12 protein-coding genes are annotated in these 11,214 nt (G+C 71.8%); 6 read left to right on the plus strand and 6 right to left on the minus strand.

Annotation, left to right across the window (positions count from 1 at the left end):
• Positions 1 to 108 precede the first annotated feature (108 nt).
• Complete coding sequence (locus tag CFW40_RS24020; protein WP_088799855.1) at positions 109 to 1,572, plus strand: catalase; 1,464 nt, start codon at positions 109 to 111, stop codon at positions 1,570 to 1,572.
• Positions 1,573 to 1,766: 194 nt separating this feature from the next.
• On the opposite strand, the gene CFW40_RS24025 is transcribed toward CFW40_RS24020, so the two are convergent.
• Entirely contained in the window at positions 1,767 to 2,183 is a 417-nt protein-coding gene (locus CFW40_RS24025; RefSeq protein ID WP_088802333.1) for a cyclic nucleotide-binding/CBS domain-containing protein, read from the minus strand.
• 165 nt (positions 2,184 to 2,348) lie between these two features.
• The gene (hisN, locus tag CFW40_RS24030) at positions 2,349 to 3,152 is read right to left on the minus strand and encodes a histidinol-phosphatase (RefSeq protein WP_088799856.1); all 804 of its coding nucleotides are present in this window, start codon (positions 3,150 to 3,152) and stop codon (positions 2,349 to 2,351) included.
• Between the two features lie 175 nt (positions 3,153 to 3,327).
• Between hisN and CFW40_RS24035 the strand changes: the two genes are divergently transcribed.
• The gene (locus CFW40_RS24035; protein WP_088799858.1) at positions 3,328 to 4,083 is read left to right on the plus strand and encodes a TetR/AcrR family transcriptional regulator; all 756 of its coding nucleotides are present in this window, start codon (positions 3,328 to 3,330) and stop codon (positions 4,081 to 4,083) included.
• A gap of 134 nt (positions 4,084 to 4,217) precedes the next feature.
• Here the strand turns inward: CFW40_RS24035 and CFW40_RS24040 are convergent, their stop codons facing one another.
• From CFW40_RS24040 to CFW40_RS24055, 4 genes are all read right to left on the minus strand, one after another.
• Positions 4,218 to 4,541: a multidrug efflux SMR transporter gene (locus CFW40_RS24040; protein WP_086716806.1), complete on the minus strand. Its 324-nt coding sequence runs from the start codon at positions 4,539 to 4,541 to the stop codon at positions 4,218 to 4,220.
• 165 nt (positions 4,542 to 4,706) lie between these two features.
• Positions 4,707 to 5,714 (minus strand): ribosome small subunit-dependent GTPase A, encoded by a 1,008-nt coding sequence (gene rsgA, locus CFW40_RS24045; RefSeq protein ID WP_088799860.1) that lies wholly within the window; start codon positions 5,712 to 5,714, stop codon positions 4,707 to 4,709.
• A 13-nt stretch (positions 5,715 to 5,727) separates the two neighbouring features.
• Positions 5,728 to 7,092, minus strand: a complete 1,365-nt coding sequence (gene aroA / locus CFW40_RS24050; RefSeq protein ID WP_088799862.1) for a 3-phosphoshikimate 1-carboxyvinyltransferase — start codon at positions 7,090 to 7,092, stop codon at positions 5,728 to 5,730.
• Positions 7,093 to 7,337: 245 nt separating this feature from the next.
• A complete protein-coding gene (locus CFW40_RS24055) occupies positions 7,338 to 8,099 on the minus strand; it encodes a M50 family metallopeptidase (RefSeq protein WP_088799864.1) in 762 nt (253 codons plus the stop codon).
• Between the two features lie 35 nt (positions 8,100 to 8,134).
• On the opposite strand from CFW40_RS24055, the gene CFW40_RS24060 reads away from it, so the two are divergent.
• The 4 genes from CFW40_RS24060 to rsrA all read left to right on the plus strand — a co-directional run bounded on the left by CFW40_RS24060 (position 8,135) and on the right by rsrA (position 11,186).
• Positions 8,135 to 8,968: an SOS response-associated peptidase gene (locus CFW40_RS24060; RefSeq protein WP_088799865.1), complete on the plus strand. Its 834-nt coding sequence runs from the start codon at positions 8,135 to 8,137 to the stop codon at positions 8,966 to 8,968.
• An 88-nt stretch (positions 8,969 to 9,056) separates the two neighbouring features.
• Positions 9,057 to 9,704 carry an alpha/beta family hydrolase gene (locus CFW40_RS24065; protein WP_371127266.1) on the plus strand — a complete coding sequence of 216 codons (648 nt, stop codon included), beginning with the start codon at positions 9,057 to 9,059 and terminating at the stop codon, positions 9,702 to 9,704.
• Positions 9,705 to 10,092: 388 nt separating this feature from the next.
• A complete protein-coding gene (locus tag CFW40_RS24070) occupies positions 10,093 to 10,788 on the plus strand; it encodes a sigma-70 family RNA polymerase sigma factor (RefSeq protein ID WP_176956661.1) in 696 nt (231 codons plus the stop codon).
• Positions 10,785 to 11,186 carry a mycothiol system anti-sigma-R factor gene (gene rsrA / locus CFW40_RS24075; protein WP_088799870.1) on the plus strand — a complete coding sequence of 134 codons (402 nt, stop codon included), beginning with the start codon at positions 10,785 to 10,787 and terminating at the stop codon, positions 11,184 to 11,186. Before CFW40_RS24070 ends, rsrA begins: the two co-directional genes overlap by 4 nt.
• Positions 11,187 to 11,214 lie beyond the last annotated feature (28 nt).

Genomic DNA, 11,214 nt, shown 5'->3' on the forward strand with positions numbered 1-11,214 from the left:
CGGATCGAGTACTGCTTTCGCATTCTTCTTGACTTAGACATTGTCCAATGTAGGATCGTGATCGGCGCAAGCCAAGGGCAGGTGTAGAAGACTTTCCAGGAGGCGCACGTGTCGGTAGAGAGCACCACCGGACCGCTGACCACGGAGTCCGGGGCTCCGGTCGGGGACAACCAGAACAGCGAGACGGCCGGCATCGGCGGTCCCGGCCTCATCCAGGACCAGCTCCTGATCGAAAAGCTCGCGCACTTCAACCGCGAGCGCATCCCGGAGCGCATCGTGCACGCCCGCGGCGCCGCCGCGTACGGGACGTTCACGGTGACCGCGGATGTGACCAAGTACACCCGCGCCCACTTCCTCTCCGAGGTCGGCAAGCAGACCGAGACCTTCCTGCGCTTCTCCACCGTCGCGGGCAACCTCGGCTCGGCCGACGCGGTGCGTGACCCGCGCGGTTTCGCGCTGAAGTTCTACACCGAAGAGGGCAACTACGACCTCGTCGGCAACAACACCCCGGTGTTCTTCATCAAGGACGCCATCAAGTTCCCCGACTTCATCCACACCCAGAAGCGCGACCCGTACACCGGCTCGCAGGAGGCGGACAACGTCTGGGACTTCTGGGGCCTGTCGCCGGAGTCCACCCATCAGGTCACCTGGCTGTTCGGAGACCGCGGCATCCCCGCCTCCTACCGCCACATGAACGGCTACGGCTCGCACACCTTCCAGTGGAACAACGCCGCCGGTGAGGTCTTCTGGGTCAAGTACCACTTCAAGACCGACCAGGGAATCAAGAACCTCACCCAGGCCGAGGCCGACAAGCTCGCCGGTGAGGACGCCGACAGCCACCAGCGCGATCTGCGCGAGTCCATCGAGCGGGGCGACTTCCCGAGCTGGACCGTCCAGGTGCAGATCATGCCCGAGGCCGAAGCGGCCAACTACCGCTTCAACCCGTTCGACCTGACCAAGGTCTGGCCGCACGAGGACTACCCGCCGATCGAGATCGGCAAGCTGGAGCTCAACCGCAACCCGCAGAACATCTTTGCCGAGGTCGAGCAGTCGATCTTCTCCCCGCACCACTTCGTGCCGGGTATCGGCCCGTCCCCCGACAAGATGCTCCAGGGCCGTCTCTTCGCCTACGGCGACGCGCACCGCTACCGCGTCGGCATCAACGCCGACCACCTCCCGGTGAACCGCCCGCACGCCACCGAGGCGCGCAGCCACGGCCGGGACGGTGTGCTCTACGACGGCCGGCACGCGGGCGCGAAGAACTACGAGCCCAACAGTTTCGGCGGTCCGAACGAAACCGGCCGCCCCCTGTGGCAGCCGGCCACCGTGACCGGCCCCACCGGAGAGCAGGCCGCGCCCTCGCACGCCGAGGACACCGACTTCGTCCAGGCCGGCACCCTCTACCGCCTGATGTCGGAGGACGAGAGGGAGCGCCTGATCGACAACCTGGCGGGCTTCATCTCCAAGGTCTCCCGCGATGACATCGCCCAGCGGGCGATCGAGAACTTCCGCAAGGCGGACGCGGACTACGGCAAGCGGCTGGAGGCCGCGGTCCAGGCCCTGCGCGGCTGAACTCGCCTTTGCGGCTAAGCCTCCCCCAGCTACCGACGGGAGGTGCCCCCAGCCGCTCTCGCGGAGGTGGTGGCGCGCCGTGGGGGTTGCTCGATTGCCGCTGCCGTAGGTAAGCGGAGAGGCCGGATGCCATGGGGCTCCGGCCTCTTTGTGCGGGTGGCTCCGGGGTGTTCGCCGCCGGAGCCGTTCGCGGTTCAGGCCGGTACGGCGTCGGTCCGCTCGGCGTCGGCCCGTTCCGTGGCGGCCGACCAGCAGCGGATGATGTCGCGTACGGACACCACGCCGACCGGTTCATGGTCGTTGAGCACGATCAGATGGCGGAAGCCGCCGCGCACCATGGCGTCCGCGGCGTCGTCGAGGGTCCAGTGCGGAGCGGCGAAGACCACGTCCGAGGTGGTGTGGGTCTGGGCGGTCTCCCGGTCGGGGTTCTCGCCCGCGCCGAGGGAATTGAGGATGTCGCGCTCGGTGAGGATGCCGATACCGCTGTTGTCGTTGTCGAGGACCACGGCCGCGCCGATGCGGCGGGCCGCCATCAGCTGAGCCGCCTGTCGGAGGGTGTGAGCGGGCCCGATGGTGAGGACCACCGTGCTCATGGCGTCTTTGACGTGCATGGGCATGGAGTGGAGCCACCTCCTTGGTGAATGTGCCTTGCGAAGGGATTCACAAGTTCACAAAGTGGGGGATTCTCATGTTCACATGCCGGTGTCGATGCAACAAGGGGCAACTGCGGGACGGGTGTCCGAATATCCGCCCCGCCGCAGGTCAACGCCGCAAGGTCAGCGCGGGGAGTCGCCGAGATAGCCCAGCAGGTCCTCGTGCAGCAGGCCGTTGGAGGCCGCCGCGTTGCCGCTGTGCGGGCCCGGCTTGCCGTCCAGCCCGGTGAACTGCCCGCCGGCCTCCTTCACGACCACCGCGCACGCCGCCATGTCCCACAGCGAGAGCTCCGGCTCCGCGCAGATGTCCACCGATCCCTCGGCGATCATCATGTACGGCCAGAAGTCCCCGTAGCCGCGGGTGCGCCAGCAGTCCCGGCTCAGGTCGAGGAAACCGGGCAGCTTGCCGCGCTCCTCCCAGCCGGTCAGCGACGAGTAGGCGAACGAGGCGTCCTGGATGCGGCCGACCTGCGAGACCTGCAGCCGGGTCGCGGAGGTCAGGCTGCGGCCGGTGAAGGCCCCCAGGCCGTCGGCGGCCCACCAGCGGCGGTTGAGCGCCGGGGCGGAGACGATGCCGACCACCGGGCGGTCGCCGCTCTCGCCGCGCTCCATCAGCGCGATCAGCGTCGCCCAGACCGGTACTCCGCGGACGTAGTTCTTCGTGCCGTCGATCGGGTCGATGATCCAGCGCCGGGGCCCCGTGCCCTCGCTGCCGAACTCCTCGCCGAGCACGGCATCGCGTGGCCGGGCCCGCTGGAGCTGGCCGCGGATCAGCTCCTCGGCGGCCTTGTCCGCCTCGCTCACCGGTGTCATGTCCGGTTTGGTCTCGACCTTGAGGTCGAGTGCCTTGAAGCGCTCCATGGTGGCGGCGTCCGCGGCGTCCGCGAGAACATGGCCGAGGCGAAGATCATCGTGATAGTCGGGCATGGGCGAACAGTATCGATTGGTCTACGCAGGAGCCACACGGCCATGCGCCGCCGGGCGTGTGACAGCCTCGGGGCCCCCGGTGCGCAGGTGCCGCGACGACCCTTGACAGTGTCTGGCGCCGCGTCAATTCTGTGCGCACACCGGCCACCTGGGCTGGCGGCCGGGGAGGCGACGGATGCCCGCAGCGCGTGAATCCCTGCTCGATGCCGCCTACACGGCGCTGACGCAACGCGCCTGGACGGCCATCCGGATGGTGGATGTCGCGGCCGCCGCCGGTGTCTCCCGGCAGACGCTCTACAACGAGTTCGGCAGCAAGGAAGGGCTGGCCCGCGCCCTGGTCCGCCGGGAGACCGAGAACTACCTCGCCGGGGTCGCCCGGGCGCTGTCACGAGGCGCCTCGGCTGCCGGGGCACGGGGCGACGCGGTCGGCCGGGTGGTGGCCGCGGCCGCCTGGACACTCCGGACCGCCCGTGCGAACCCCCTGGTCAGGGCCGTGCTGACCGGCTGCTGGAGCGACCGGCTGCCCAACCCTTCGAGGGTGCCGGCCGGCCCGGCGCCGGTGCGGGCCGACCGGTCCGGCGTCCTCGTGCAGCGCGCGGCGGCGCCCGCCGAGGGGCCGCTGCCGGGGCCCGCGGAGCTCGTCGGCCGCTTCTGCGACCAGGCGGTCGCGGCGCTGGAGCCCGACTGGCCCGCGGCGGAGCTGCCCGCCCTGGGCACCGCCTGCGAGACCGCGGCGCGGCTGACCCTGGCCTGTGTCGTCGCCCCGCCGGCCGCCGGCGCCGCGCAGGTCCCCGGACGCATCCCGGCTCAGCCCTCGCGCCGGGAGCTGGAGGCGGAGGCGGTGGCCCGGCTCGTCCGGGGTGCCTTTGCCCGGACCGCGGGGGCGGCGGCCGGCGCCCCGCCGGCCGGTCAGGGGAACGGGAGATCGTGACGACCGCGTCGGCCGACCACGGGTGACGGGGTGTCACGGACATGCGGCGGACGGGCCGCACGCGTGCACCGCGGTGACCGAAGCGGTCCCTCAGGCCTGTGTGCCGAGTCCCGCACGGACCGGCGCTCCCGCGTTCAGTGCGCCGACCCCGACAGCTGCAGACCGACCACGCCGACGATGACCAGGGTGATGGAGACGATCTTGAGAGTGGAGACCAGGTCGCCGAGGAAGACCATGCCGTAGATCGCCGTCCCGGCCGCGCCGATGCCGGTCCACACCGCATACGCCGGGCCGACGTCGAGCTTGCGCAGTGCCAGCGTCAGCAGGCCGAAGCTGCCGAGCGCGAAGGCCGCGAAGGCGATGGTCGGGAAGAGGCGGGTGAAGCCGTGCGAGAGCTTGAGGCAGACCGCGAAGCCGGTCTCCAGGATCCCCGCCACCACGACCAGCAGCCACGCCATGTCCCATTGCCTCCGTCAGCCAGAGCCTGTCTTACATGAGCGACGACGGGGCGTCAGAATCACTCGTTCGGGCCCCGTCCGGGCGATCAGGGCCTGCTTGAGCGCTACGCCGACCTTGGTGTGATTATGCCTTTACCTCCGGCGGGCGGTGGCAAACGTCAAAGGTCAGTCGCCCTCGCGTCGTTCGCGGGTGGCCAGGAGGCGGCGCAGGGAGTAGAGACGGGCCGGGTCGGCGTGCCCGTCGGCGACCCAGGCGTCCAGCGCGCAGTCCGGTTCGTCGTGGCTGCAGGCGCGCGGACAGCCCGCGGTGCCGGGCTCCAGATCCGGGAAGGCGTGGATGACCCGGGACGGATCCACGTGGTGCAGCCCGAAGGACCGCACGCCCGGGGTGTCGATGACCCAGCCCGAGTCGCCGGGCAGCGGGAGCGCCAGCGCGGAGGTGGTGGTGTGCCGCCCGCGGCCGGTGACCGCGTTGACGTGGCCGATGGCCCGGCGGCGCTCCGGGACCAGAGAGTTGACCAAGGTGGTCTTGCCCACCCCGGAGTGTCCGACGAACGCCGTCATCCGGCCCGTCAGCGCGGCCCGCACCCGCTCGGCGGCGCTGCCGTCGGCGAGTTCGTCGCGGTTGGTGACCAGGTAGGGGACGCCGAGCGCGCCGTAGGACTCCAACAGGGTGTCAGCGGAGGCCAGATCGGACTTGGTCAGCACCAGCAGCGGGTCGAGGCCCGCGTCGTAGGCGGCGACCAGACAGCGGTCGATGAGCCGGGGACGCGGCTCGGGGTCGGCCAGCGCGGTGACGATCGCGAGCTGGTCGGCGTTGGCGACCACGACCCGCTCGAACGGGTCGTCGTCGTCGGCCGTACGGCGCAGCGTCGAGGAGCGCGACTCGACCCGGACGATCCGGGCGAGGGTGTCCTTGGCGCCGGTCAGGTCCCCGACGACGGCGACCCGGTCGCCGACCACCGCGCTCTTGCGGCCCAGTTCACGGGCCTTCATCGCGGTGACCGTACGGCCGTCGACCAGGCAGGTCAGCCGGCCGCGGTCGACGGTCAGCACCAGGCCCTCGCCGGCGTCCTCGTGCTTGGGGCGGATGTTGGTGCGGGGGCGGTTGCCCTTGGGGTTGGGGCGGACGCGGATGTCGTCCTCGTCGGGGTTCTTTCCGTAGCGGCGCATGGTGGCTGAGCCCTCACGCTCTCCGGGCGGAGACGGCCGGAGAGCCGAGCATGTCCGTCCACATCGCCGGGAAGTCCGGCAGGGTCTTGGCGGTGGTGGCGACGTTCTCCACCTCCACGCCGTCGACCGCCAGGCCGATGACCGCCGCGGCGGTGGCCAGCCGGTGGTCCTCGTAGGTGTGGAAGATCCCGCCGTGCAGGGGGCGCGGCCGGATGTGCAGGCCGTCCGCGGTCTCGGTGACATCGCCGCCGAGTTCGCCCAGCTCCTTGGTGAGCGCGGCCAGCCGGTCGGTCTCGTGGAGCCGCAGATGCGCCACCCCGCGCAGCGTGGAGGGGGAGTCGGCCAGGGCGGCGACCGCGGCGATGCCCGGGGTCAGCTCGCCGACCTCGCTGAGGTCGACGTCGATGCCGTGGATCCGGCCGCTGCCGGTGAAGGTCAGGCCCTGCTCGGTCAGCTCGCAGGAACCGCCCATGGTGGTGAAGATCTCGCGCAGCGCGTCGCCGGGCTGGGTGGTGTGCTCGGGCCAGTCAGGGATGGTCACCCGGCCGCCGGTGACCAGCGCCGCGGCCAGGAACGGCTGGGCGTTGGACAGGTCCGGCTCGACGACCAGATCGCGGCCGAGCAGCGCGCCGGGGGTGACCCGCCAGACGTTCGGCTCGCCGCCCGCCTCCGGGGTGTCCACCTGCGCGCCGACGCTGCGCAGCATGTCGACGGTCATCCGGATGTGCGGCATGGAGGGCAGCGCCGCGCCCACGTGCCGGACCTCGACGCCCTGGTTGAAGCGTGGCGCGGACAGCAGCAGGGCGCTGACGAACTGGGAGGACGAGGAGGCGTCGATCTCGACCGGGCCGCCGTCCAGGGCGCCGCTGCCGAAGACCGTCATGGGCAGCGCGCCGCGGTTGTCGTCGTCGATCCGGGCGCCCAGGGCGCGCAGCGCGTCGATCACGCCGTCGAGGGGGCGCTCGTAGGAGCGGGGGTCGCCGTCGAAGCGGATCGGGCCGTCGGCGAGCGCGGCGACCGGGGGGAGGAAGCGCATGACCGTGCCCGCGTTGCCGACGTCGATGGTGGCCGGGCCGTGCAGACCCGCCGGGATGATCCGCCAGGCCTCACCGCCGCCGGGCTGCGCGGCGGCGCCGGCGGAGCTGGAGGAGGCGGTCTCCTCGATGCCGACGCCCAGGGTGCGCAGCGCCTCGGCCATCAGGAGCGTGTCCCGGGAGCGCAGCGGCCGGCGCAGCCAGCCGGGCTCGGAGGAGAGGGCGGCCAGGACCAGGCCGCGGTTGGTGACCGATTTGGAGCCGGGCACGGTGACGGTGGCATCGACGGCCCCGGCGGCGAGCGGGGCGGGCCAGAGGGCGGGGTGTGCGGGGCTCTCGGTCATGCCCCTTACTTTAATGGCTGGGCAAGGGTGCCGATCTTGATCAAAAGCGGCGCAACCCCGCCGAAACGTGACAGTGATAGTGCGCTGGCGTGCCGGGAGCGGGGTGGCGGGCACCCCCCGGCATGGCGGCGAGTACCCCCGGCATGGCGGCGGGTACCCCGGGCGTGGCGGCGCGCACCGCGGTCGTGGGGCGGCCCCGCGGGCAGGGCGGTACGGGATCCGGCCGGCGCCCGGGGCGGTGGGCGTCAGAGGCCGAGCAGCCAGCGCCCGCCGCCCATCAAGGAGCACAGCGTCACCACGTGGAAGAGGCCGAGCCAGACGGCCGCCGGGACATGGGTCAGGCGCGCCAGCTGGTCCGGATCGGAGTCCACCGCGCCCGACCGTCGCCCGACCGCCACCCCTGGAGGAGCCGCTGACGCGGCGCGTGCCTTACGCCGCTTGCCCATCAGCTCGAACGGCGGCCGCACCCCGCCCAGCAGCAGGAACCACACCACCACATAGGCGAACGCCGCCTGCACCTCGGCCGTCGTCAGCCAGGAGACCAGCACGAACGCGGCGCCGGTGAGCACGACGGTGAGCACGCCGTACGCGTTACGGATCATGATGAGCATCGCCAGCAGCAGTGCGGTCGCGCCCCACAGCAGTGCCGTGATGTGGCCCGCGGCGAGCAGCGCGGCGCCCGCCAGACCCAGCAGGGAGGGCGCGATGTAGCCGGCCGCGGCGGTCAGCACCATGCCCAGACCGGTCGGCTTGCCGCGCGAAACGGTCAGGCCCGAGGTGTCCGAGTGCAGCCGGATGCCGTCCAGGCGGCGGCCGGTGAGCAGGGCGATCAGTCCGTGGCCGCCCTCGTGGGCGATGGTGACGGCGTTCCGCGACAGCCGCCAGGCGGTGTGCGGGACGACGGCGCCCAGGGCGAGCACCGCCGTGATGATCACCAGCCAGAGCGACGGGGCGGGCTGGGTCCCGAAGACGCGGCTCCATATGTCGGTGAGGTGGTCGGTGTCCATGTCTCCCCTTCGTGTGGCATGGCAGTGTGGCATGCATGTGCGGTAGGTATGCAGCGAGCCGTCGCCCCGAGGACCTGGTGGGGACCTTCGGCGTTCAGCAGTGGGAGACGGCGGAGACCCTGGCGCCCAGTTGGAACGTGGCGCCGACGGACCGGGTGCACGCGGTGCTCGAACGCCCCCTCAAGGGCGCGGCGGCCGGCGCCGCCGTCCCGGACGGCCCGGTGCGCCAGCTGCGGACGCTGAAGTGGGGCCTGGTCCCGTCGTGGTCGAAGTCACCCGAGGCCGCCGCGAAGATGATCAATGCGCGGGCCGAGACGGTGCACGAGAAGCCGTCCTTCCGGCAGGCCTTCGCGACCCGGCGGTGCCTGCTCCCCGGGGACGGCTACTTCGAGTGGGTCACCGACGCCGCGGAGCGGCAGCTGGAGGAGCAGGGCAGGAAGAAGCGGCCCCGTAAGCAGCCGTACTTCGTGACGCCCGCGGACGGGTCGGTGATGGCGATGGCCGGGCTCTACGAATTCTGGCGGGACCGGACGCTGCCCGGCGACCACCCGCTGGCCTGGTGGGTGACCTGCACGGTCGTCACCACGGAGGCCGAGACCACCCCGCTGGCGGGGGCCGCCGGCGACGAGGGGCCGCGGTCGCTGGCCGAGATCCACCCCCGGATGCCGCTGGTGCTGACACCGGACCGCTGGGACGCCTGGCTCGACCCGTCCCGCACCGACCCCGACGAGATACGCGCGCTGCTGGCGCCGCCGCCCGCCGGGATGATGCGCGCCTATCCCGTTCCGACCGGGGTCAGCAATGTCCGCAACAACGGGCCCGAGCTGGTCGCCGAGCTCGACGGTCCGGAGGTGGGCACGCTGTTCTGAGGCGTGTTCGACCCGCGGCGGGCGCTGCCGGTGTGCCGCGCGGATGTCCGCGGTGCCCGTCCGGCCGTGGCACGGGCAGGATGGGCGTATGAGCACTGGCGCGATGGAGACCGAGACGGTCGGCACACCGGCGGGCGACGCCCGGATCACCTGGCACCGGGACGCCACACCGGCACGGGCCGTGGTGGCCGTGAGCCATGGCGCCGGCGGGGGCATCGAGGCACGCGATCTGCGGGCGCTGGCGGCCGCGCTCCCGGCCCGCGGGTACACCGTGGCGCTGGTCGAGCAGCCGTGGCGGGTGGCGGGCAAGAAGCTGGCACCCGCGCCGAAGACCCTGGACTCCGGATGGACCGCGCTGTGGCCGGCGCTGGAGAAGCCGGGGCTGCCGGTGGTCGCCGGCGGCCGCAGTGCCGGTGCCCGGGTGGCCTGCCGTACGGCGCGTGACCTGGGGGCGCAGGCCGTACTGGCGCTCAGCTTCCCGCTGCATCCGCCGGGCCGGCCGGAGAGGTCCCGGGCGGACGAGCTGACCGGCGCCGGGGTGCCGACGCTGGTCGTCCAGGGCGGCCGGGATCCGTTCGGACGGCCCGGGGAGTTCCCGCCGGGGACGGAGATCACGGAGGTGGCGCACGCCGACCACGGCTTCGCGGTGCCGAAGAAGGCGGGCGTCGGCGAGGCGGAGTCGATGGCCGTGATCACGGACGCGGTGGCGGCCTGGCTGGACGGGATGTTCGGCTGACGGCCCGCTTCCCGTGCGTGCGCTTCCCTCGGTGCGCCCTGCCTTGCCGGAGCGGCAAGCGGGCTTGCCGGTCCGCCCGCAGTCGGCCCGCAGTCGGCCTGCGGCCGCCGGCAGTCGCGCGTCGGCCCTTTGGACCCCGCTTCCGGGAATGCCGCGCCGCATGCGGCTGTTGTGCCAGGCGTAGTACTCGAGTACGTCCGGTGAAGCACGAGGAAGAGGAGTCCGCCGCATGGGAATCGCTTGCCCGGCCCGCCCGGCCGCCGACCTGCCGTGGTCGCAGATGCAGGTGACGCAGCCCGCCCTGGCTGGAGCGGCGGCCGCACCGGATCGTCGTCTATTCTCCGAATCGGGTGGGTCCGCATCCGGATCCAGGACGGTGTTGGAGGAGGTGGGTCCGGTCACCGGTACCGACGCAGGGACCGACGGCACGGCTGAGAACAAGGCTCAGGAGAGCGCTGCCGAGCGCAATGCGCGCTTCGAGCGGGATGCGCTGACGTTCCTGGACCAGATGTACTCCGCCGCGCTGCGCATGACGCGCAATCCGGCCGACGCGGAGGACCTGGTGCAGGAGACATACGCCAAGGCGTACGCGTCCTTCCACCAGTTCCGGGAGGGCACCAACCTCAAGGCCTGGCTGTACCGCATCCTCACGAACACCTTCATCAACTCCTACCGCAAGAAGCAGCGCGAGCCCCAGCGCAGCGCCGCCGAGGAGATTGAGGACTGGCAGCTGGCGCGTGCCGAGTCGCACATGTCGACGGGGCTGCGCTCCGCGGAGTCCCAGGCGCTCGACCACCTCCCCGACTCCGATGTGAAGGCCGCGCTCCAGGCGATCCCCGAGGAATTCCGTATCGCGGTGTACCTGGCGGATGTCGAGGGGTTTGCGTACAAGGAGATCGCGGACATCATGGGGACACCCATCGGCACGGTGATGTCCCGACTGCACCGAGGCCGGCGCCAACTGCGCGGCATGCTGGAGGATTACGCCCGTGAGCGCGGGCTGGTCCCGGCGGGGGCGGCGACCGCGGACCCGCAGTCCGCGCGCACGACGGAGTCGCACGACCGGAAAGGCTCGGGATCATGAGCTGCGGAGAGCCGCACGAGAAGGACTGCTCAGAGGTCCTCGACCACCTCTACGAGTATCTCGACCGGGAGATGCCCGAAGGGGAGTGCGCAGATTTCCAGGTGCATCTCGACGAATGCTCGCCGTGCCTGGAGAAGTACGGCCTGGAACAGGCGGTCAAGAAGCTCGTCAAGCGCTGCTGCGGCCATGACGACGTCCCCAGCGACCTGCGCTCCAAGGTGATGGGCCGGATCGACCTCATCCGGGCCGGGGAGACCGTGCCCGAGGTGAGCGTGCTCGAACAGGCCAAGAAGGAACAGGCGCAGCGCGAACAGGCGGCGGCCTCCGAGCAGGGGACCGGCCCGTCCGGGACGGCCGGCCCCACCGATGCACGCGGCCGGACCGCACGAGCCGAATAACGCGGCCCATCACCCTAAGGGGTGAGGG

Source organism: Streptomyces sp. 2114.4, assembly GCF_900187385.1.
GTDB lineage: Bacteria > Actinomycetota > Actinomycetes > Streptomycetales > Streptomycetaceae > Streptomyces > Streptomyces mooreae.